Annotated in this window: 19 protein-coding genes; 10 read left to right on the top strand and 9 right to left on the bottom strand. The window is 64.0% G+C overall.

All coding sequences use genetic code 11. The features are described from left to right. Positions 1 to 5 precede the first annotated feature (5 nt). The 4 genes from LH19_RS26555 (at position 6) to LH19_RS26540 (ending at position 3147) form a co-directional block, all read left to right on the top strand. A complete protein-coding gene (locus tag LH19_RS26555) occupies positions 6 to 605 on the top strand; it encodes a hypothetical protein (RefSeq protein ID WP_054735221.1) in 600 nt (199 codons plus the stop codon). Positions 606 to 1244: 639 nt separating this feature from the next. Next, positions 1245 to 2273 carry a DUF2493 domain-containing protein gene (locus tag LH19_RS26550; RefSeq protein WP_054735220.1) on the top strand — a complete coding sequence of 343 codons (1029 nt, stop codon included), beginning with the start codon at positions 1245 to 1247 and terminating at the stop codon, positions 2271 to 2273. Positions 2274 to 2393: 120 nt separating this feature from the next. Further along, positions 2394 to 2621 carry a hypothetical protein gene (locus tag LH19_RS26545; RefSeq protein ID WP_054735217.1) on the top strand — a complete coding sequence of 76 codons (228 nt, stop codon included), beginning with the start codon at positions 2394 to 2396 and terminating at the stop codon, positions 2619 to 2621. Between the two features lie 301 nt (positions 2622 to 2922). Further along, on the top strand, positions 2923 to 3147 hold the full coding sequence (locus LH19_RS26540; RefSeq protein ID WP_054735214.1) for a hypothetical protein: 225 nt from the start codon (positions 2923 to 2925) through the stop codon (positions 3145 to 3147). 111 nt (positions 3148 to 3258) lie between these two features. Here the strand turns inward: LH19_RS26540 and LH19_RS26535 are convergent, their stop codons facing one another. Next, a complete protein-coding gene (locus tag LH19_RS26535; protein ID WP_054735211.1) occupies positions 3259 to 3477 on the bottom strand; it encodes a hypothetical protein in 219 nt (72 codons plus the stop codon). A 105-nt stretch (positions 3478 to 3582) separates the two neighbouring features. After that, positions 3583 to 3885, bottom strand: a complete 303-nt coding sequence (locus tag LH19_RS26530; RefSeq protein WP_054735208.1) for a hypothetical protein — start codon at positions 3883 to 3885, stop codon at positions 3583 to 3585. 673 nt (positions 3886 to 4558) lie between these two features. On the opposite strand from LH19_RS26530, the gene LH19_RS26525 reads away from it, so the two are divergent. The 4 genes from LH19_RS26525 to LH19_RS26510 all read left to right on the top strand — a co-directional run bounded on the left by LH19_RS26525 (position 4559) and on the right by LH19_RS26510 (position 11081). Then, positions 4559 to 4849 carry a hypothetical protein gene (locus LH19_RS26525; RefSeq protein ID WP_054735205.1) on the top strand — a complete coding sequence of 97 codons (291 nt, stop codon included), beginning with the start codon at positions 4559 to 4561 and terminating at the stop codon, positions 4847 to 4849. Further along, a complete protein-coding gene (locus LH19_RS26520) occupies positions 4839 to 7133 on the top strand; it encodes a type IV secretion system DNA-binding domain-containing protein (protein ID WP_054735201.1) in 2295 nt (764 codons plus the stop codon). Before LH19_RS26525 ends, LH19_RS26520 begins: the two co-directional genes overlap by 11 nt. A gap of 3 nt (positions 7134 to 7136) precedes the next feature. Beyond that, on the top strand, positions 7137 to 10151 hold the full coding sequence (gene mobF / locus LH19_RS26515) for a MobF family relaxase (protein WP_054735197.1): 3015 nt from the start codon (positions 7137 to 7139) through the stop codon (positions 10149 to 10151). A gap of 402 nt (positions 10152 to 10553) precedes the next feature. Then, complete coding sequence (locus LH19_RS26510; protein WP_054735193.1) at positions 10554 to 11081, top strand: hypothetical protein; 528 nt, start codon at positions 10554 to 10556, stop codon at positions 11079 to 11081. A gap of 64 nt (positions 11082 to 11145) precedes the next feature. Here LH19_RS26510 and LH19_RS26505 read toward each other — a convergent pair whose 3' ends face one another. Then, positions 11146 to 12288 carry an acyl-CoA dehydrogenase family protein gene (locus tag LH19_RS26505; protein ID WP_054735189.1) on the bottom strand — a complete coding sequence of 381 codons (1143 nt, stop codon included), beginning with the start codon at positions 12286 to 12288 and terminating at the stop codon, positions 11146 to 11148. Positions 12289 to 12399: 111 nt separating this feature from the next. Here LH19_RS26505 and LH19_RS26500 point away from each other — a divergent pair, with 111 nt between their 5' ends. Continuing rightward, entirely contained in the window at positions 12400 to 13149 is a 750-nt protein-coding gene (locus LH19_RS26500) for an electron transfer flavoprotein subunit beta/FixA family protein (protein ID WP_054735187.1), read from the top strand. Continuing rightward, entirely contained in the window at positions 13146 to 14075 is a 930-nt protein-coding gene (locus LH19_RS26495) for an electron transfer flavoprotein subunit alpha/FixB family protein (protein ID WP_054735184.1), read from the top strand. The genes LH19_RS26500 and LH19_RS26495 overlap by 4 nt, the downstream gene beginning before the upstream one ends. A gap of 34 nt (positions 14076 to 14109) precedes the next feature. On the opposite strand, the gene LH19_RS26490 is transcribed toward LH19_RS26495, so the two are convergent. The 6 genes from LH19_RS26490 to LH19_RS26465 form a co-directional block, all read right to left on the bottom strand. After that, positions 14110 to 15456 (bottom strand): MFS transporter, encoded by a 1347-nt coding sequence (locus LH19_RS26490; protein WP_054735181.1) that lies wholly within the window; start codon positions 15454 to 15456, stop codon positions 14110 to 14112. Continuing rightward, positions 15453 to 16409 carry a hypothetical protein gene (locus LH19_RS26485; RefSeq protein ID WP_054735178.1) on the bottom strand — a complete coding sequence of 319 codons (957 nt, stop codon included), beginning with the start codon at positions 16407 to 16409 and terminating at the stop codon, positions 15453 to 15455. The genes LH19_RS26490 and LH19_RS26485 overlap by 4 nt, the downstream gene beginning before the upstream one ends. A 43-nt stretch (positions 16410 to 16452) precedes the next feature. Continuing rightward, positions 16453 to 17232 carry an SDR family oxidoreductase gene (locus tag LH19_RS26480; RefSeq protein ID WP_054735174.1) on the bottom strand — a complete coding sequence of 260 codons (780 nt, stop codon included), beginning with the start codon at positions 17230 to 17232 and terminating at the stop codon, positions 16453 to 16455. Between the two features lie 18 nt (positions 17233 to 17250). Further along, positions 17251 to 19038: an acyl-CoA dehydrogenase gene (locus tag LH19_RS26475; protein ID WP_054735172.1), complete on the bottom strand. Its 1788-nt coding sequence runs from the start codon at positions 19036 to 19038 to the stop codon at positions 17251 to 17253. Positions 19039 to 19258: 220 nt separating this feature from the next. After that, positions 19259 to 20011 (bottom strand): Crp/Fnr family transcriptional regulator, encoded by a 753-nt coding sequence (locus LH19_RS26470; protein WP_082396433.1) that lies wholly within the window; start codon positions 20009 to 20011, stop codon positions 19259 to 19261. Between the two features lie 42 nt (positions 20012 to 20053). Then, positions 20054 to 20941, bottom strand: a complete 888-nt coding sequence (locus tag LH19_RS26465) for a VOC family protein (RefSeq protein WP_054735166.1) — start codon at positions 20939 to 20941, stop codon at positions 20054 to 20056. Positions 20942 to 20944 lie beyond the last annotated feature (3 nt).

The following is a 20944-nucleotide window of genomic DNA, read 5'->3' as shown; positions in this document are numbered from 1 at the left end:
TTCCTATGGTCCGCATCGAACGCGCCCGCTGTACCAGCGATCATGAGCAGGGGATCGTGCTGCACTATCGCCGTCGATGGTGGTTCGTCGGCCTGCCAGATGACGCCTGCCCGTCGCGGGTAAAGACCCTGTCGGGCCGACTGACGCCCGCGCTTGCCGCCCGCCTTCGGCGGGAGGCGGAGAATGAGGCCCTGCCGCCCTATGTCAGCTCCTTCATCGGTTACGAGCAGCCGCGCACAGGCGCGTTCGCCTGTATCGCATCCGCGCGTGACAGCACGACCTTCGACCTCGATGCCCATGACCGCGGGAAGCCCGCGAGCGATGCCGAAGCCCGCCTCGCCTGCACGATGGTCGATACGACCCTCTATCCGGTGCCGGATGGCTTCATCTCCGTCTTCGAGGCGCTGCCGCGCGACGAGAAGCCCGTCCTTGCCATCCGTGTCAGCGCCTATGTCTTCTCGCGCTTCGAGCTGCTGACCGCCCGCTACCAACCGGTCTTCCGGCCGCTTGCGCCTTGGCGCAATCTCTCCGGCAATGCCGTGACCGACAGCGGGAGCGATATTATCGGCTGGCGCGATGCGGGCGCGTGGCTCGGGCCGGGATGACGCCGCCTCAAGCGACAATCCACGCCGATCGCACGTCATCCAGTCCTCCTCTCGCCTCCTGGAGCAAGCCTATGGGGGGTGGTGCGCGTCTCGGACGACGGCGGGGCCTGACGCGGTCGCGGTCCTAGCGCCCGCGGCCCCGATCGGGGCGCTGAAGGCCGCGAGACGTCCCCCTCAGGGATCGGTCGGCATCGAGCCAATCAACGCGGGTAGGGTGTAGGAGGGGCAGGCCCATCCCGCACATCGCGTCCGCTCGGCGCGCGGCCTGGACTCTCGTCGCGTCGCGCTCCCGGCACCCTGCTACGCGCCTCTCCGCCCATCCGCTGACGATCCCCGTGGCTAGGGCTCCGCCCAAGAAGACCCGTGAATATCCATTACCTTCCTGTGTCTTTCTAGTGTGGCATGGGGGGATACGCGCCCGTCAAGGATGAGCGGTCCCCCCAATTTTCACGCGTCTTCGCGCCTTCGCTGCGCTTGGCCGCGAACCCACGAGAAAATCGGCTCCCCCGCTCGGCGTTAACCCGGGTCCGGCCCTTTCGGGGCCGGCTTCCCGATTAACGTCCCTGACCGGCGCGACCGCCCCATGCCTTCCGAAATGCCTCATCGGAGGATGAGAAAATCCAACAATCGGAGGCACTTATGTCAAAGGGATTTGCAAATTTCGCCGAACTCGCAAGCTTCATCGCGAGCGAAACCGGCAATCACGACCGCGGCTCGACCTATGAGCAGGCGTTCATCGAGCATGACGAGCGCGCCAAGCTCTCGCCCGTCGCCGAAGCCGAACAGCTCGACTTGCCCGATCCCGACCAGGCCCGCGTCGCCGTCGAGATGGTGATGCAGACCCTGTTCGACGTGTTTCGCGACACGCGCCTCGAACAGTTCGCCGCCGACCTGTCGTGGGGGTTCGCCAACAGCTTCCATGTCGTCGCCAAGCGCATCGCCGATCGCGAGGATGATGCAGCCAAGGAGCTGGGCGAGCTCGCGCGAAACTTCGATCCCTCGGAAATTTACGCAGTCCAGCTCGAAGACGCCGAACTCCTCTGCAAAACGCTCCAGAGCTGCCGCGAGGCGATGGAGTGCATGCGCGACCATGCCGGCGAGGTCCACCGCGTCGAAACCGGCCGACCCTTCTCGCCGACGCGGGGCAGCCGCGTCTCGAAGGGCGTCACCGCCTCGATGATCGATGCCCGCAACTATCTCGCAGAGCGCAGCCGCGAGCGGCGCGAGCAGCTCGCCCCGGAGGGACCCGTCGTGATCTTCTCCGGCGGGCAAGCGTGGGAAGATCATGAACTGCTCTGGGACGGCCTCGATTCGATCAAGGCCCGCGTCCCGGAGATGATCCTCGCGACGACCGCCCAGACGAAAGGCTGCGATGCCATCGCGCAGGCCTGGGCAGCGGCGCGCGGGGTCAAGACGATCCTCTTCCGCCTCGACCGCAGTCTCGGGGCCAAGGCTGCCTTCGTCCGCAACGACCGGCTGCTCGGTCTGCGTCCGGTCGAAGCCGTGGTGTGCGACGGTTCGGGAATCCAGATGAACCTCGCACAGAAACTGCGCCAGGCTCGCGTTCCGCTCCACATCGTCAAGAGCGAGCATCAGCGCGGGGTCACCAAGCTGGTCGCAGCCACGCCCCGTCCCCGAGGCGGCGCCCGGTCGCGCGAAGCCATGTAACGATCGCTTGCGAGGGGTTCCGGCAACCACCGGGGCCTCTCGCTCTTCATCTTTAGTGTCGACGCAGCGCGCTGGGGCATCGAACCCCCGCGCGCCGCCGCCATTATCGACGCCTGGGCGATGCAGCTCTGCCGCGATCTCCATGCCCTCGACCGCAAGGAAGACAGCATCCGCCGCCTGCTCGCGGCACAACGCCGCTTCGCCGACACAGTCGACTGGGCGGCGCTGGGCCCAGACCAATGCCGGCGCGTCGCTGATCACCGCACCTGTCTGGAGTTCCATCTCGATCAGGTCGGCGCAGCCATCGACCGCCGTCTCTTCGACCTCATCAACCTCGCCGGCCCCTGAAAGCAAGGCAGAGCCCGCACTCAGATCAGGGATACGCGGCGACGTCCGCGGATCCCCGCAAGGGAAGGAGAAATCTCTCACAGCCTTCCCATTGTGCCAGACGCCCGGGACCGCCTCAAGGACGGCGAGGCCCCACCATTTTCTTCGGCGGATCGGAGGTCGGCGCGCTCATTCCGACGCCGGCGGCCGCCAAAGAAAATCGTGACCCCCACCGCCGCTGCGCGGTCGCTTCGCGATCCTTGACCCGATCCCGGCCGCCCGACCCGCCGCTCCTGTCTTTCAAGATCGACAGGAGCACATCATGACCATCATCACGACCACCGCCGCAGCCGCCAACGCCGCCTACTTCGCCGCCGTCGCCAACGCCGAACGCCGGGCGCGGGGCAGCTACTTCGACCAGCATGTCCTCGCCGACGAGGACCATCGCTACATCGCCATCGACGAGGGCGACTACGGGGCGCTCTCGCAGGTGATGATCGACCGGATCGTCTATACCGCGCAGGGTGGTCTCATCGACGAATATTAACGAGGGGAGGGGCGGAAACGCCTCTCTCTTTTTTGTTCGAGGGCAATGCGGAGATGGGGGGCATCGAACCCCCCATCTCCGCGCGGCGTCGGTCGCCGTCGCGGCGTCGGCTCAGGCGGCGAGCCTTTTCTCCACTTCGGCGAGTCCGAGCTTGCGGATTCGCGTCAGAAGCCCGGCGAGACGACCCGCATCGAGCTTCAGCAAACCCGCATTTTCGATCGCGCTTATCGCCTGGTCGCGCTCGCGTTCCTCGAGCCGCTGGCGTCGCTGTTCGAGCTTCAGCGCCTCCGCCTCGATGGCGGCTCTTTCCTGTTCCAATGTTCGTGCCATGTCAGGCCTCTTCGTTCACGCTGATCGGGCTGCGAACAAGCACAACCATAAGCGGCGCTATGGCCCGCGTCGAGGCAAAGAATGGCAGGGCGGAGTTGGCCCGCGTCAATGATGGATCCAGTCGCCGCGATCCGCGACCGGCGCGCCCTGCGTCCTCCAATCCTTCGCAGGGTAAGCGGCGAGATGGTGGCCCATCGGCGCAAGATCGAGCGGTCCGAGAATGCGCGTCATCGTCTCGGGATCGAGCCGGTCGCCCTCGCGCATCGGCGGCTGGCTCTCGGCAATGTCGATCGCATGTTGGAGCGTGGCGGCGGCGTCCGATCCGCCTCCAGAATCGAGCAATTCGAGTGCCTCGCGCATCAGCGCGATCGCCTCGGCTTCGAATATATTGCGCACCGTCCCGGCCATCGTCGGTATCTCCTTCCGGACCCATATCGCGCGCCGTGCACATGCCCGAACTCCCGCGAGATCCTCGCGGGAGCCGCCGGGCCTCGCAACATGTGAACACACATGCGCCGCCGCCTTTAACCCAAGGGCCTGGACATACGCGACGGCAGCCCGGAAATGGATGTTTCCGAGGTGCTTGTGTTCACGGACTTGCGAGGTCCGGCGCTGCCTTTTGCGCAGCGCGCCACTTCCCTAGCAGGCCTTGCATCTGGAGCAAGACTCGCTGCGTCTTGTGCGTCTCGCGGATATCGGCGCCTCGATCGCGCGAAGCCGCCCGGCGCTTCCGTCCTTTGGACGGCATCCTGCCCGGCCGGATGGCGATTCCGTGGCCGGCCGACAAAACGCCCTGAACATCCTCAAGCCCCGATCAGCCTGGGACAGAGAAGCACACCGAACGCACCTGAAGGTGCATGGTTTCTCTGATAAATGAGCACGTTATGTGAGATCCTGGGTGTGTGCTCGCGTGGGACAGCAAAGCCTTGAGGGAGTTAGCCCAGAAAAATGCGACTCTGCCGTGTTCGCCGGGAACACACCTTCCCCGACGCTCGCCGCAAGCTTGTTCGCCGCGCCAAATACCGCTATAAATGCCAGCGTCTCCTGAGACCCCGCCAGCCTCCCTGCCAGGAGGCCTGGTTTGTCCACTCCCAACAAGCATTGCACCGTGCGCCTCAACCGCGCCAAATATGAGCGCGTCGTCGAGCTGGCGGCCGAGCATGAGTGCACGCCGTCGGACATCATCCGCGCGGCCGTCGACCGCTATCTCGCGGCAGGCGATCTTCTCGCTTCGAGCAGCCGCCGGATCGCCCGTATCAGCGAGTATCAGCACCTCGCGCTCGACATCATTATCCGAGAGCAATTCCCCGAATATCGCGACCGGCTGATCGCCGAAACCGATCGCCGACTGGAGCAGTTCCATGGCGCATGAGGACATCCGATCCGATGGCCGGCCCATCCCGTTGACCCATCATTCGGCGCGCGGAAACGTCCAGCGCAATGCCGGCAACTTCACGCGCGGCAGTCAGCTTCTCACCCACGAGGTGCTGATGTGGATCTCGGGCGCACGTCTGCCTTTCATCCTGTGGTTCGTCCTGTTCTTTGCGGCCTGGTTCTCCATCATGTCGATCAAGCTCGACGAGCATGGTTTCCAGCTCGTGTGCATGAAAATCTATTCCGCCTTTTGGGGCTGGGTCGACCTCGATCCCGCCAAGCGCGTCAATGTGACGCTGCCCACCGGCGAGATCGAGCGCACGATCATGCGCGCGGTCCCCTATATCCCCGAAGTCATCAAGGCCTGGGATACGGCAATGCGCGGCCTGCTAGGTGCCTTTTTCATCTCGGTCTTCATTGCGATACCGGTCGCCATCTGGTTCGTCGACCTATCGCACCGGCGCGGACGTTCGATCCTTCAGGAACGCCATGAGCGGGGCGCGATGCTCGTCGATCGCGCGCTGCTGCGCGCGGAGATCCTCGAACACAACCAGGCTCGATATGAAGAGGATGTGCATGCGCTTTGCCCGGGGCATTCGCCATCCGCGGTGCTCGCGATGCCGTTTCGTGCGCGCAAGGAAGCCGGCATCCACCACCCCTATCTGCTCGCTGGCATTCCCTTCCCGCATCGCACCGAGCAGTCGCACGTCATGCTCATCGGCACGACGGGCTCGGGCAAGACCACCGAGCTCAGGAGCCTCGTCGCACAGATGCGCGTGCGCCAGGATACGGCGGTGATATTCGATCTCACGGGCGCCTATGTCGAAGCCTTTTACGACTCGGTTCGCGACACGATCCTCAACCCGATGGACGCGCGGTGCCCGTCCTGGTCGATCTTCAACGACTGCCAGACCCATAGCGAGTTCACGGCCGCTGCGGCCGCGCTTATTCCGTCCGATGGCGGGTCATCGGAACCCTTCTGGGCGCTCGCCGCACGCACGCTCTTCGTCGAGATGTGCATCCGCCTCCAGGAGCGCGGGCAGACGACCAATCTCGCTCTTTCCGAGAATTTGATGACTGCGGATCTGAAGCGCGTGCATCGCTTCCTCGCAAACACTATCGCCGACCCGTTGACCGCGCCCGAAGCTGCACGGATGGCGGAATCCATCCGCGCCGTCATGAACACGAATGCGCAGGTGCTGCGCTTCCTGCCCGACGAGGGTGAGCCCTTCTCGATCCGTGACTGGATCACGCGTGACAAGAAGCCCGGATCGATCCTGTTCGTGACCTCCAACTATGTCGACCTGCCGATGAACAGGGCGCTGCTCACCCTCTGGATGGACCTCGCCATCAACCGCCTCATGACCCTCCCGCGTACACGGTCCTTGCGCACCTGGTTCATGTTCGACGAGCTTGGCGCGCTGCACCGCTTGCCCGCGATCGAGAACGGACTTCAGACCGGCCGCGCGTTCGGCGGCGCGATGGTTCTCGGCATCCACAGCTTCGAGAAGCTGGTCGAGGTCTACGGCGAGCAGGGCGCGCGCAATCTCGCCTCGCTTGCGCGGACCAAGCTCATCCTCGCGACCGCCGATCTCGACACGGCCGAGCAGTGCGCGCGCTACATCGGCAACCGCGAGGTCCGGCAGATGGATGAGGCCTATAGCTACGGCTATAACAACACGCGCGACGCATCGACCCTGACGCCGCGCAAGCAGGTCGAGCCTCTCGTGATCGCCGACGACATCACCAATCTTCCGTCGCTTCACGGCTTCGTAAAGTTCCCCGACGGCTTTCCAGCCGCGCGCATCCTGCTCGAGTGGAAGGACTATCCAGCGGTTGCCGAAGGCCATGTGCCGCGCGCCGATGTGAGCCCTGTTCGATCCAAGCGTGCAGACCAGGCATTCACGGAAGAGGAAGATGGCGAACCCGGAGGCCGGGATGGGGGTGCGCAAGTCTCGGAGGGCGATACCGAAACCCGCAATATCGCGCGCGACCTTGCCGCTCGTATCCTCTCGGCGGAGGCAGAGCCGGTCGACGAAGCAGTTCCCCGCGAAGCGCCGTCCACCGACGCGCAGGAAGGGGCGTCTCTTCCCGCGAGCGAGGCGCCGGCGCGGTACGAAGGCAAGCCGGTAGCGGAAGTCGAAGCGGTAACGTCCACCCGCGATCACAGCGCCAGCGGTCAGGCCGCGGCTCCCCCCGTGCAGGAGGATTTGACGCTCTTTGAACTGCGCCAGTCCTTCGGCAGCGGACTGGAGGATGACGACCTCGATATCGGTATCTAAGCCATGCTTTCGGTCGCAGCCGTCCGCTCCGCCTCAGGCGCCGCGAACTATTTCGCGAAGGACGATTACTACACCGTCGAGGGCTCCTCCGAGGCCAGCCTCTGGGCGGGGGATGGCGCGGCCGATCTCAAGCTTTCGGGCGAAGTGACGAAGGACAGTTTCGAAGCGATATTGAACGGCTTTCTTCCAAGCGGCGAGGGCGTCGCACAAGTCGAGAACCGGCGCCCCGGACTCGATCTCACCTTCTCGATGCCAAAATCCGCCTCGGTTTTGGCCTATGTCGCAGGGGACAAGCGCATCCTTGCTGCAAACATGACCGCGGTCGCCAAGACGATGGCCTGGGTAGAGAAGAACCTCGCCGAAGGACGCCGCGATATCGAAGGCCGCAAGGTTCCGGTTCAGACCGGCAATCTCGTCTATGCCCTGTTCCAGCACGACACGAGCCGCGCACTCGATCCCCAGGGCCATGTCCATGCCGTGATCGCCAATCTGACACGCATGCCCGGCGGCAAGTGGCAGGCGCTCCATGCCGACAAGATATGGAGCCGCAACAGCGTCATCGGTGCGATCTATCACGCTCATCTGCGCGGCGAACTCGAGCGCCTCGGGTACAGCCTCGACCTCAAAGGCAAGCACGGAACGTTTGAGATTGCGGGGATCCCGAAGCGTGTGCTCGCGGAGTTCAGCCAGCGACGCGCCGAGATACTCGAGCGCGCGACGAAGCTCGGCATCAAGTCGCCGGAGGGACTGCGCGAAATCACAAAGCGTTCGCGCGATGCCAAGCTCGGTGTGGAAGACCGGGCGGCGCTCAAGAAGGACTGGGTCGACCGGGCGGCCGCGCTCGGCTTCGACGGAAAGGCGCTGGTCGAGGCAGCCCAAGCGCGATCCGCCTTCGATCCCACCGACACCATATTCGAGAAGGGCTATCGCGCGATAGTCGATGCCATCGATGCGGCGCGCCAGCGGCTCGGCGGGGTTCTCCGCCCCCACGATCCTCTCGTGGACACCGGCCTCGGCCGCGCCGTTGCATCGCCGGCCGCGGCGCGAACCCAGCTTGCCGTCGCATCGGCGGTCCGCATCCTTGGCGAACGCGAGGCGGCCTGGCCGGTCCATATGCTTGCCAAGACCGCGCTCGATCTCGGCCTGAAAGGCGTGACGATCGATGGCGTCGAGCGACGCATCGAGATGCTGGTCGATCGGCAGCAGCTAATCCTGGGCATTGCCTCGGCGGCAGACCGGACCGGCCGCATGGTGACGACGCGCGAAGCGCTCCAGACCGAGGAGAAGATTCTCGGCGCCGTCGAGAAGGGAAGGGGATTGGCTAGCCCGGTCCTTTCCGCAGATGTCGCAGCGGGGCGCCTTCAGGAGGCGGCCGAGCGGCCCCTTAATCCGGGCCAGCTCGCGGCCGCGACTATGATCCTTTCATCGCCCGACCGTTCGGTCCTTGTCCAGGGGGTCGCGGGCGCCGGCAAATCGACGATGCTCCAGGCGGTCGCGCGCGTTGCGGAGGCCGAAGGGCGGCCGATCACCGGGCTTGCCTTCCAGAACAAGATGGTCGCGGATCTTGGGGAAGGCGCCGGGATCAAGGCGCAGACCATTGCCTCCTTCGTCCTCGCGAACGAGCGGTTCATCGCCGAACAGGGGACGGAACGGCACGCGGCGGCGCGGGAGGCCTTCGCGGGTTCCATGCTCGTCGTCGATGAAACCTCGATGGTGTCGAGCAGCGACATGCTGAAGATTCATGAGATTGCCGACGCGCTTGGCGCCGACAAGCTGGTTCTCGTCGGCGATCGGCAGCAGCTCTCCTCGATCGATGCCGGCAAGGCGTTCGCGATGATCCAGGCGGGCGGCGGCACCATGGCCCGAATGGACACGAACATCCGTCAGAGGACCGACGAGCTGCGCACGGTCGCGGCGCTCGCGAACATCGGCAAGGCGGGCTCGGCGCTCGCCGTGCTGGGCGACGATGTCATCGAAACGGCTGATCCGCCCTCGGCGGCGGCGGACCTCTGGCTCGCGCTACCTGCAATAGAACGCGAGGTGACGGCGATTTTTGCATCGGGCCGCGAGGCCAGGACCATCATAAACGACCGTATACAGGAGGGCCTGATCGCCGAAGGGAGCATCAAGGGCGATGCCTATCCTGTCACCGTTTATGAGCGGATCAACACGACACGCGAGGAACTTCGCCATGTCTCGACCTATCGTGCCGGGCAGACACTTGAGGTTGGCGCCGGCGGTGCTCGCGATGTCGGCATTGCCGCCGGGCGCTACGACGTCGTCAAAATCCTTCGCGGGGGCAAGGTCGAACTCGCCGATGGGCGAAAGCGGCTTCGCTTCGACCCGCTCAAGCTTTCTCCGACCGAGCGGCGCGACCGTCTGCAGCTCACGGAGAAGAAGGCTCTGGTTCTGCGCGAGGGTGATCGCATCCGCTGGACAGCCAACGACAAGGAGCGCGGGCTCTTCAATTCGGCGCTTGCCCGGATCGCGGCTGTGGAGACCGGCGCGATCGTCGTCGAAACGGCGGACCGTCAGCAATTGCGCTTGGCAACCGGCGATCCGATGCTGTCGCGGCTCGACCTCGCCTATAGCCTCAATATGCACATGGCGCAGGGCATCACGACCGACAAGGCGATCACGGTGATGTCGTCCCACGAGCGGTTTTTGTCGAACCAGCGGTTGTTCAACGTCGGGGTGACGCGTGTCCGCGATGCGCTCACCATGATTGTCGATGATAAAGAGAAGCTCTCCCGCCAATTGGACATGAATCCGGGCAACAAGACATCCGCGCTGGAGACCCTCGGCCGGATCGATATCGACGGCGGCAGGAGTACCGTGCCGGTGGCGCCATTCGATCCTGGACCTATCGACGACCTTGGTCTTCCGGACCTGCCGCCATCGCCCGCCACCACAGCGGACGGACCCACCAAGAGTGAGACGCCCGATGCGCCCGACAAGAGTGGCCGAGGTGACACTTTGCCCTCGCTGCCCGAGCGTAGCCTGGGGCTCGACCTGTGAGAACAGAGACCGGCAGAGGCTCCGGATCGACGGGATGGCGGTTGTAAGATTCGTGGGAACGCTTCGGACCGGTCGCATGCACCGGCGCCTGCCGACAGGAGATGAAAATTGGCGGAGAGTCCTTGAGTTCTTTGGTCGGTAGCATTCTGATCACGCTGCCGATGACGGTGAATCTCATGAAGCTCGCCGCGTCGATCGATGCAAAGGGCGGAAACAGGAAGGACCCGCGCGCGCTCAGACAAGTATGGAGAGCCAAGTCGTGCAGCGCTGAACAAGGCCCGCATTTTTGTGATTGTCGCTAATGACACTTTACCCTCGGGCAAAGTGTCACAGACGACAAAGGTTGAGCCGAGGTGATTTGGGGGATTCACTTTTCGTTCCCCATGTGCTTGATTCGTTCCCATGCTGGAAACGCCACTCCAATCCCGTCCGGATAATCGTTCGCTCGATATGCCGGAGCTGCTCGAGGTCCTGGCGCATAGCTCCGCACGTCCGCGCTATGCCTTCATGGTACTCAACCTCATCGCCAAGGCGGCTGGACCCAATGGCAGCGCAGGCCCGCTTATCAGGAATGAAGGCGAGCAGGTCACTGTCCGCGACTGGCTATGCGATGCACTATCGCCGATGGGCCACCGGGATCCACGCCGGCTGGCCCTCGTGGAACGCGTCCGCGATGAAATGGCAGGAGACGGCATCCTCCCGGCCGATCCAGACGAGGCTGCGCGTGCGCTTGACGTCGAGGTCCGATTGCGCGTCAGGGCATCAGGCAAGACCAACGTCAGCCGCGCCGTCTCGGACCTCGTTCGCGCGGGTCTGCTGTTCCGGCATTATCAGGGCTATTGCGTCGATCATCACAATCGTGGCGGGCAACGCCAGGCGGTCTACACCCTTTCTCCCGCCGCGTGGAGCCTTCTTCAGGCCCGCGTATAAGGATTGCCGCAGAGGTTTGAGCGTCCCGGCGAGCACTCCTGCCGCCGTAGAGAAGAATCTGCCCTTAGAGGCTCCGCCCGACAAGCTCGCGCATGATTTCGCTCGTTCCGCCATAGATGCGGCGGACGCGCGCGTCGCGCCAGATGCGCGCGATCGGATATTCATTCATATAACCCGATCCGCCATGGAGCTGCAGCGCAGCGTCGCACGCTTCCCACTGCATCTCGGTGTGCCAATATTTGCTGGCTGCGGCCTCGTCGGCGGTGAGATCGCCGGCGACATGGCGCGCAATCGCCCAGTCGAGATGCGCCCAGCCGACCTGCAACTTGGCCTTGATGTCGGCGAGGACGAACCGTGTGTTCTGGAAATCGATCACATTCTTGCCGAAAGCCTTGCGGTCGCGCGTGAAAGCCACCGCCTCGTCGAAGGCGCGCTGCGCCGCTGCTTGCGCCGTGATCGAGATCGAGAGCCGCTCCTGCGGCAGGTCGCTCACGAGATAGACGAACCCGCCGTTCTCTCTTCCAAGCAGGCTCGAGGCCGGGACACGAACGTCGTTGAAGAAGAGTTCCGACGTATCGGACATCCATTGGCCAACCTTGTCGAGATTGCGACCCCGCGCAAAGCCGGGGCGGTCGGCCTCTACGAGGAACAGCGAGATGCCCTTGGCGCCAGCATCGGGGTTGGTCTTGCAGACCGTGATGATCACATCGGCGTTCTGGCCGTTAGTGATGAACGTCTTGGCGCCGTTGATCACATAGCCGTCTCCGTCGCGGCGGGCCGAGGTGCGCACGCCTTGGAGATCGGACCCGGCGCCCGGCTCGGTCATCGCGATCGCGACAATGGTCTCGCCCGAAAGCATGCGCGGGAGAAGTGCGGCCTTCTGCTCCTCGCTGCCATAATGAAGAATATAAGGCATTGTGATGTCGGTCTGCAGCGTGATAGAATCTGCCATCATCGCGTAGGTGAATTCCTCGTTGATGATCGCGTTGAAGCTGAAGTCGAGACCGAGCCCTCCATACGCCTCGGGCATCGTCGGGCACAGCAGCCCGGCCTCGCCGCACTTCAGCCAGAAGTCGCGGGCGACCTTGCCGGCGTCCTCGAACTCAAGGAGCCGTGACGAAAATTCCCGTTCGATAAACTTGCGCACCATCGCGCGAAAGGCCCGGTGCTCGTCACCGAACAGGCCGCTTCCATCACGCTCGAGCATTTCGGTCTCCTCTCTCAAGGCGACACGCTTAGGGAAGAGATTGACAAAGGTAAACCAGTTTATCTAATTGGGCTGTTCGCGCGGCGCGGCTGCGCAGGATGGGAGAGACCGATGAAAATCCTCGTCCCCGTGAAACGGGTGCTCGATTATAACGTGAAGCCGCGGGTCAAGGCCGACGGCACGGGTGTCGACCTGGCCAATGTCAAAATGTCGATGAATCCGTTCGACGAGATCGGTGTCGAAGAAGCGATCCGCCTGAAGGAAAAGGGCGTCGCGACCGAAGTCGTCGCCGTGTCCATCGGCCCGGCGAAGGCACAGGAAACGCTCCGCACCGCGCTCGCGATGGGCGCCGACCGTGCGATCCTCGTCCAGACCGACGATGCGGTCGAGCCGCTCGCGCTCGCGAAGATCTTCAAGGCGATTGCCGACGCCGAACAGCCCGGCCTTGTCATCCTCGGCAAGCAGGCGATCGACGGCGACAATAACCAGACCGGCCAGATGCTCGCAGCCCTCACCGGCTGGGCGCAAGGCACGTTCGCCAGCGCGGTGAACGTCGAAGGCGACCATGTCAGTGTGACGCGCGAAGTCGACGGCGGCCTTGAAACGGTGAAGCTCAAGCTTCCCGCGATCGTCACCACCGACCTGCGTCTGAACGAACCGCGCTACGCCTCGCTGCCGAACATCATGAAGGCGAAGTCGAAGCCGCTCGATACCAAGACCCCCGCCGATTACGGCGTCGACACCGCGCCGCGGGTCAAGGTCGTCAAGGTTTCGGAACCGCCCGTGCGCTCGGCCGGCGTCAAGGTTGCCGATGTCGATGAACTGGTTGCCAAGCTGAAAGCGATTGGAGTGCATTCATGAAAACTCTGGTTTGGGTCGAACATGACGGCAAGGCCGTCAAGGACGCCACGCTCGCGGTGGTCACTGCCGCGTCGAAGCTCGGCGAAGTCCATCTGCTCGTCGCCGGTTCGGGCGTCGATGCGGTTGCCAAGGAAGCCGCGCAGATTGCCGGCGTCGGCAAGGTGCATGTCGCCGACAACCCCGCTTTCGGTCATAACCTGCCCGAAAATATCGCGCCGCTCGTCGCCGAACTGATGGGCAGCCATGACGCGTTCCTCGCGCCGGCAACCACGACCGGCAAGAATATCGCGCCGCGCGTTGCCGCGCTGCTCGACGTGATGCAGATTTCGGAAATCCTCTCGGTCGAAGGCGAAAAGACCTTCACCCGCCCGATCTACGCCGGCAACGCGATCGCGACCGTCGAATCGTCGGACGCGAAGCTCGTCCTCACCGTCCGCGGCACCGCCTTCGAAAAGGCCGCCAGCACCGGTGGTTCGGGTGCGGTCGAAGCCGTCTCGGCTGGCGGCGACACGGGCATCTCGAGCTTCGTTGGCGCCGAAATCGCCAAGCAGGATCGTCCCGAACTGACCTCGGCGAAGATCATCGTATCGGGCGGCCGTGCGCTGGGTTCGAGCGAGAAATATCAGGAAGTCATCGTCCCGCTCGCCGACAAGCTCGGCGCCGCGCTCGGTGCTTCGCGCGCCGCGGTCGATGCGGGCTATGTTCCCAACGATTATCAGGTCGGCCAGACCGGCAAGATCGTCGCACCGGAAGTCTATTTCGCGATCGGCATCTCGGGCGCGATCCAGCATCTCGCCGGCATGAAGGATTCGAAGACGATCGTCGCGATCAACAAGGACGAAGACGCCCCGATCTTCCAGGTCGCCGACTTCGGCCTCGTCGCCGATCTGTTCAACGCCGTTCCGGAACTCACCGGCAAGATCTGAACGAGGAGAGCGCGGTCCCGTCCACCCTCGCAGCTCACGCGGCGTCTTCGTAGCTCTTTGCGAAGGCGCCGCGGTTCCGGAGGATCGCAACGATCTGTGCCGGAGCAAAGATCAGGATGATCAGAGCCAAGGCTGCAGGGACCGAGCCCTTCAGCCAGCCGACGTTCTGGGCCAGCCATGCGACGAGCGTGGGACCGATGCCGAGCCCGATCAGCGACAGGAACAGGAAGAAGATGGCAACGAGCTGCGCCCGTATCTGCGGCGGCGCCAGCAGCGGCGCCGTCGCCGCGAGCAGAATACCGAGGCCGAACTGCAGGGTGAAGGGTATCGCTGCGATCAGGATGGCCAACTCCGCGCTCGGTGCGAGCAACGAAGCGATAAGCAGCGGTGAGGACAGGCAACATACAAAGAGCGCAATCGTGAGCGTTGAATCGAAGCGACCTTTCGCGACCATTCGCCGCGCGATCCATGGCAGCAACAGGCCGCCGGCAAGGCTGGTGGCGACCCCTACCGTTCCGAACAAATAGCCCGCATCCGGCGCGGCAAGGCCGTAGGACCGGATGAGGTGCGTCGGGAACCAGGTCAGGATGCTGAAATTGATGGCCGATACGAGCGCCGTCACGGTGTAGAAACCGATATAGGTCCGGGGATGCGCGGAATAGTAGCGCTTGAGCTCGCCGATCGATGCGCTTGCACTGCCGCTGCCGCCCGCCGCAGGCATCGCCGGGAGTATAAAGGGGGCGAGCAGGGCGAGCAGGACCGCGGGCGCGCCGACCAGAATCAGTGTGAGGCGCCATGCGCTCATGTCGCCTACGAGGGGTAGTGCGCCCGACGTCGCCGCGAAATCCAGGACGGCGCCGCCGATCAGCATCGAGCCCGAGCCGCCGCACACGCCGATCATCACGAATATACTGATCGGCAGCGCGCGCTTGTTGGCCGGGAACAGTTCGGACAGGATCGACATCGCCGCCGGAACGAGCGCGGCCTCGCCGACGGCCACGCCGATGCGAAGCGCGACGAGCACAGCGAAGCTGTTCGCGAAAGCCGCGGCGAACGTGCTGAGCCCCCAGAGGAGCGCGCCGCCGAAGATGAGCATGCGCCGGCTGCTGGTGTCGGCGATACGCGCGAGCGGCAATCCGGTCAGGGCATAGACGATCGCGAAGGACGTGCCGATCAGCAGGCCGATCTGGACGTCGCTGATACCGAGGTCCGCCTTGATCGGCTCGACAAGCAGCGCCAGCGCAAGGCGATCGACAAAGGATATGATGTAGAGGAGGCTGAGAAGGACAAGCGCGGTCCACGCACGCGCGGAGCCGATCGCGGGTGCCGGGCTCGCCCCTTCGCTTCCGGGCGCAGTCGAGGGAGCGGCCGCGATGCTCACGCCCTTGTCTCGATCGCCTGTCGCTCCCCGTCATAGGCGGGATAGCTGTCCTTCATGCTTGCCGTATTGAGGAGCATCGAGGCGACGAGCCGGTCGGTTCCAGGCTCGAATATCTTCGTACGGACCCACATGCTCTCGGTCCTTCGGCTTTGCGAAATGCCGACGACCTCGCGCTCGAGCTCATAATCATGCCCCGCCAGCACCGGCCCGTTCTCAAGCCTGATCTCCTGGTCGACGAACAGGTCAACACGCGGCGATTTGAGCGGCCAGGGATCGTCCGATGCGACATGATGGACGAGCACGCTCACCATCTCTAGCGGCAGCACAGGCGAACCCCATGGCGTGTCAGCATCCGGCATGTTCCACGCCGATCGCTCGGTGACGCGCTCGAGCTTCTGGCGGAGGGTGAAGGGATAGAGATCGCCCATGGCTCTGTCGGGATCCATGCGAACGGCGACGCGCAGACGCTTCATTCCGACCGCCACCTTCTCGAGGATGACCCGGTGCAGATCGGCCGGTCCGAGCCCCGCGAGCTTGTCGTCGAGCGCCGTCGGTCCGCCGCCGCGGACGCTTGCGGTGCCGCGAAGGACCTCGGTTCCGTCGCGCTTGGTCATGTAGATGGTCGCACGATCGCCATTCTCCGGGTCGGTCTCAAGATGCGCCGACACCTCCTCGCCCTCATAGCAGGCGGCTTTGTAACTCGCGGACAGGCAGCCACTGGCGAACCAGTGCGATCCCCATGCGGCGACACCGAGCGGCTCGAACTGGCTGAAATGGGTCGGCCCCTCGATCGTTGCGGCCGCAAAGCCCAGCTTCTGCGCCGTTGCATCGTCATGGATCGAGGCATGCCCGTCGTAGCTCTGCTCGCCGAGCATATTCTTGGGGCTGCGGAAAGGACCGCTGATCCTGGTGCCGCTGCGCTCGATCGGCGTGCCGAAAATCTCCGAGGTCATTGCAAATATTCCTTCGGGCGGACGATCGTCCGCGCTCACATGGTCAGAACAATCCGGTCAGTTTGGCCCCGTCGAGAAGGATATTCTGTCCCGACATATACCCCGCTTGCGAACTGCACAGAAAAGCGCAGGTGGCCCCGAACTCTTCTGTTTTTCCGAACCGGCCGGCGGGAGCCTCGGCGAGCTGGAGCGCAATCTCATCCTCGAGGCTGATGCCCTTCTTCTCTGCGATAAACGCGAGATTCTTGCGCAGCCGCGCCGTCTCGAACTGCTCGGGGAGAAGATTGTTGATGGTTACGCCTTGGCCGATGTAGCTCGCGGCTATCCCCTTGGAGAAGCCCGTAAGGCCGAGGCGCGCCGCGACGGAAAGGCTGATCACTTCCTTGGGCGCCTTCACCAGCGCCGAGGTGATGTTCACGATCCGGCCGAAGCCGCGCTCGGCCATGCCGTCGGCAAACGCCCGGATCAGGAATATGGCGCTCAGCATGTTGGAATCGACGGCGGCCTGCCACTGGTCGCGGTCGAACTGGCGCCAATCGCCTGGCGGCGGGCCGGCCGCATTGTTGATCAGTATGTCGGGCGCCGGACAGGCCGCAACGATCGCCTCGCGTCCCGCTTCGCTCGTTGCATCGGCGACGATTGTCGAGACGGGGCTTCCATAACGCTCCCCGATTTCGCGGGCTGCCTCGGCAAGCACCTCTTCGCGGCGCCCGTTAATGAATATATGCACGCCATTGTTGGCAAGGGCTTCGGCGCACGCCCGGCCGAGTCCCTGGCTCGAAGCGCAAATGATCGCCGTCCTGCCGCTGATCCCAAGATCCATCAGTGTCTCCCATTCATGTCAGAAGCATTCGAGTGAGGCGTCTAGCGCGGTGCGGTCCACGGTGCGCAGCGTTGCGAGAAGCGGCGCGATCTTGGGCAGTTCGCGGCGGATGAAGAAGCGGCCCGCCGTTCGCTTTCCGTCGTGAAAGGCGTCGGCCCCGGCCTCGCTCGCGATCATCAACTCGAGCCAGATCCAGGCAATGACGAGATGGCCGACCGCATCGAGATAGAGCGACGCATTGGCCAGCCGCTCCTCGCTGTCGCCAATTGCGAGGAGGACCCGTGTCACCTCTTCGACCTCTGCGAGAAAGCCGTCGACAATTTGGGCAAGCTCGGCGAGCGCGCCACCGCAAATGACCGCTCTCGCGGCGGTCCCGGCGATCTGGTCGCGGAGCAAGGCGAACGCGGCGCCATTCTCCATCGACACCTTCCTCCCGAGAAGGTCAATCGCCTGAATACCGTGCGTTCCCTCGTGGATCGGGTTCAGGCGGTTGTCGCGGTAGAATTGCTCCACATCATAGTCGCGCGTGTACCCATAGCCGCCATGAACCTGGATCGCGAGGCTGTTGGCCTCGAGGCAAAATTTGGACGGCCAGCTCTTGGCGATCGGGGTCAGCAGGTCGAGAAGAAGACCGGTCGCGCGCGCCTCTGCCTTGTCGGCGCAGCGGATGCGATCGACCAGCGATGCGCAGTAGAGGTTGAAAGCCAGCGCGCCCTCGACAAAGCTCTTCTGGGTCAGCAGCATCGAGCGCACGTCGCTGTGGCCAATGATCGGTATTTGCGGCGCATCGGGATCCCGGTCGCGCAGCGCCCGCCCTTGTGGACGCGATCGGGCATATTCGAGCGCGTGGAGATAGCCAGTGTAACCGATGACGGCAGCACTTGTGCCGACGCCGATCCGCGCCTCGTTCATCATCGTGAACATGTAGCGCAGACCATCGCCCTCGGCGCCGATGAGATAACCCACGGCTCCCGCAGACCCGCCGGGCAGATACCGGCCCTCGCCGAAGTTGAGGAGAGTGTTTACGGTACCGCGCTGACCCATCTTGTGGTTGAGTCCGGCAAGACTGACATCGTTGCGGACAAGACTCCCATCGTCCTGTTCGAGGTCGCGCGGCACGATGAAGAGCGAAAGCCCCTTTACGCCGGGAGGCGCGCCTTCGATGCGCGCCAGAACGAGGTGGGTGATCGAGCCGCTCAGTGCATGCTCGCCGCCCGAGATCCACATCTTGTTCCCGAACAAGCGATAGGCGTCGCCATCAGCGATGGCCTTGGTGCGGACATCTCCCAGCGACGAACCCGCCTGCGGTTCGGATAGACACATCGTCCCGAAATTTTCGCCCGCGAGAAGCGGAACGGCATAAGTCTCCACCTGTTTCGGCGTGCCGTGCTCGATAAGCAGGTTTGCGGCTGCCATGGTGAGCAGCACATAGCCGGACACCGCGGGACTCGCGGCCTGGATCCACGCGAAGGCGGCTTTCTCGACCACGAAGGGCAGCTGCATGCCTCCAAGCTCGGATGGCTGCGCCGCGGCGAAGAGCCCGGATCGCCGAACCTGCTCCAGGGCATCGCCGATCTCCTTCGGGATGACGACGCTTCCGTCTGGCATCATCTCGGGTTCGCGCTGATCTGCGAGCTTGTTGACCGGCGCGACAACATCGGTTGCGAGCCGCTCGGCCAGGTCGATCACCGCAGCATAAGTCCCGTGATCGAGGTGGGCGTAAAGCGGCTCGGACGAGAGCCGATCGATGTCGAGCCAGTCGAACAGCAGGAAATCGATGTCGGCACGGGACAGGATCAGTGACATATGGTGGACCGTTGCTGACCGCGCGTTGCGTAGGCGGGTGGCGTCCACTCGCGGAAGATCACCGGCGGGGGCAGCGTCCGCCATCTCCGTGCGGGCTCAGCAGCTTGCCCGCAGCGCCGCATCTTCTGCGTCATGTCCCTCTCCATATCGTTGGAGCGAACTATCCGCGATCCGCGTGGTCCTGTCTGTCAAACTGTTGACAGCGCGGGCGGCCGGCGGGTCAGCCAGGGCCGAGACCTTGTTCGCCGAAACGGCGAAGCTGATCGATGTCCTTGATGAGCAGGTAGCGGCCATGATTGATGACCAGGCCGCGCGTACGAAGTTCGGTCAACGCCTTGTTGACGGTCTGGCGCGAGGTGCCGACCATCGCGGCGAACTCGGACTGGGACAGCGGCTGGGTCAGGAGGACGCCATCTTCGGTCTCGCGTCCGAAGGCACGCGCGGCCTCTTCGAGCCGCTGGGCTAGCCAGGCGACGATGCCGTCGAGATTGGAGCCGGCAAAATAGGAAATAAGCAGGCGCATATTCATACTGAGCAGGCGAAGCATTGCGTCGCCCAGATCGGGATGATCCGCGCGCAGGCCGTCGATCTGTGCTTTGGTAACGACCTGAAGTTCGCAGTCCTCATAGGCCTCGGCGGTCTGCGGTCGCTGCCCGCCATCGATCACGCTGCTCGTGCCGAAACACCCGCCCTGGTGGTAAATCTGGAAGAGCAGCTCGCGTCCGTCATCGCGCAGAACAGTCAGACGCACCGCCCCGCGGACAATCCGGAACATCGTATCGCCGGCGTCGCCCTCGGCGTAGATGAGCGAGCCCGCCGGACGCTCGATCCGCGTTGCCGCGCGCTCGAAGGCCGCCTGCGCTTCGGAACCCATCCATTGGTACATGTCGAAGCTGAGCTGTTTCACCTCGACGGAGTAAGACGGCTGCGTAGGGGACGCAACAGGCTTGGCCGCGACATGAGCCGTTGCCATATTATCGTGCCGTTCGGTGCCGAAGCGCAGTGCGGCGCAAGATTATAGCTCGACGTCCATGTTGCCGGACTTCTCGATCCCGTGGCCGAAGATGTCGCGGAGGTGATATTGCTGCTGCGCGAAGGACTTCCCGCCGCCCCAGCCGAGTTCCATGGCCCAGCCGGACGGCGTCATGAAATAGAAGGTCAGGGCCTCGTCGTTCGAATGCTTGCCAAGCTGCAGGGCAACGTCGATGCCCTGCGCCCTGACGATGTCGTGGGCGAGCCCGAGGTCGTCGAGTTCGCGATATTCGAGCATCATGTGGTTGAGTCGCGACGGCCCGTTGACGCCGAAGGCGAGCGAATGCTGGCGGTCGTTGCAGTGCATGAACACCGGATAGACCGTGCCTTTGGGCGACTGCAGATGATATTGGATCGCGCCCTTGAGTCCGAGAAGCGAGTAGAAGCGGTGTGACGCTGCGGGATCATCGGCCTGGATCAGGATATGGCCGATGCCTTCGCTTCCCGTGACGAACTTTCCATGCATGCGGCGCCCGGGGTGGAAGGGCAGGTGCACCTCGATGAGCGGCGCGTAGAAGAGTTCGACGGGGTTTCCGCTCGGGTCCTTAACCTTGACAAGGCCCAGCACCCGGCGCTCGGCCGCTTCCTCGGGCGTCGCGCGGCGATAGCTGTGGCCCGCCGCGTCGAGCCGGTCGAGGATCGCCTGCATCGCTTCCTCGTCGGCGACGCGCCAGCCGGCATAGGCGATGTCGTCGGTCTCGCCCGGATGGATAACGAAGCGGTGGTGCCAATAGTCCATCCGGAAATAGAAGCGGTCCGCTTCCTCGCCCTCGACGAGTTCAAGGCCGATCACGTCGGCGCCGAAGCGCTTCCACGCCTCCGCGTCGGTGACGTTGAGGCCGACATATCCAAGTTCGGTAACGCTGCTCATATC

It is taken from the genome of Sphingopyxis macrogoltabida, assembly GCF_001314325.1.
Classification (GTDB): Bacteria; Pseudomonadota; Alphaproteobacteria; order Sphingomonadales; family Sphingomonadaceae; genus Sphingopyxis; species Sphingopyxis macrogoltabida.
The sequence above is the reverse complement of the archived record's forward strand: the minus strand, read 5'-3'. Positions and strand labels throughout refer to the sequence as shown.

What these genes read in the sequence shown, in the direction of transcription:
- LH19_RS26555 (WP_054735221.1), top strand. Translation starts at nt 6, where the DNA reads ATGGTCCGCATCGAACGCGCCCGCTGTACCAGCGATCATGAGCAGGGG.
- LH19_RS26550 (WP_054735220.1), top strand. Translation starts at nt 1,245, where the DNA reads ATGTCAAAGGGATTTGCAAATTTCGCCGAACTCGCAAGCTTCATCGCG.
- LH19_RS26545 (WP_054735217.1), top strand. Translation starts at nt 2,394, where the DNA reads ATGCAGCTCTGCCGCGATCTCCATGCCCTCGACCGCAAGGAAGACAGC.
- LH19_RS26540 (WP_054735214.1), top strand. Translation starts at nt 2,923, where the DNA reads ATGACCATCATCACGACCACCGCCGCAGCCGCCAACGCCGCCTACTTC.
- LH19_RS26535 (WP_054735211.1), bottom strand. Translation starts at nt 3,477, where the DNA reads ATGGCACGAACATTGGAACAGGAAAGAGCCGCCATCGAGGCGGAGGCG.
- LH19_RS26530 (WP_054735208.1), bottom strand. Translation starts at nt 3,885, where the DNA reads ATGGCCGGGACGGTGCGCAATATATTCGAAGCCGAGGCGATCGCGCTG.
- LH19_RS26520 (WP_054735201.1), top strand. Translation starts at nt 4,839, where the DNA reads ATGGCGCATGAGGACATCCGATCCGATGGCCGGCCCATCCCGTTGACC.
- mobF (WP_054735197.1), top strand. Translation starts at nt 7,137, where the DNA reads ATGCTTTCGGTCGCAGCCGTCCGCTCCGCCTCAGGCGCCGCGAACTAT.
- LH19_RS26510 (WP_054735193.1), top strand. Translation starts at nt 10,554, where the DNA reads ATGCTGGAAACGCCACTCCAATCCCGTCCGGATAATCGTTCGCTCGAT.
- LH19_RS26505 (WP_054735189.1), bottom strand. Translation starts at nt 12,288, where the DNA reads ATGCTCGAGCGTGATGGAAGCGGCCTGTTCGGTGACGAGCACCGGGCC.
- LH19_RS26500 (WP_054735187.1), top strand. Translation starts at nt 12,400, where the DNA reads ATGAAAATCCTCGTCCCCGTGAAACGGGTGCTCGATTATAACGTGAAG.
- LH19_RS26495 (WP_054735184.1), top strand. Translation starts at nt 13,146, where the DNA reads ATGAAAACTCTGGTTTGGGTCGAACATGACGGCAAGGCCGTCAAGGAC.
- LH19_RS26485 (WP_054735178.1), bottom strand. Translation starts at nt 16,409, where the DNA reads ATGACCTCGGAGATTTTCGGCACGCCGATCGAGCGCAGCGGCACCAGG.
- LH19_RS26480 (WP_054735174.1), bottom strand. Translation starts at nt 17,232, where the DNA reads ATGGATCTTGGGATCAGCGGCAGGACGGCGATCATTTGCGCTTCGAGC.
- LH19_RS26475 (WP_054735172.1), bottom strand. Translation starts at nt 19,038, where the DNA reads ATGTCACTGATCCTGTCCCGTGCCGACATCGATTTCCTGCTGTTCGAC.
- LH19_RS26470 (WP_082396433.1), bottom strand. Translation starts at nt 20,011, where the DNA reads ATGGCAACGGCTCATGTCGCGGCCAAGCCTGTTGCGTCCCCTACGCAG.
- LH19_RS26465 (WP_054735166.1), bottom strand. Translation starts at nt 20,941, where the DNA reads ATGAGCAGCGTTACCGAACTTGGATATGTCGGCCTCAACGTCACCGAC.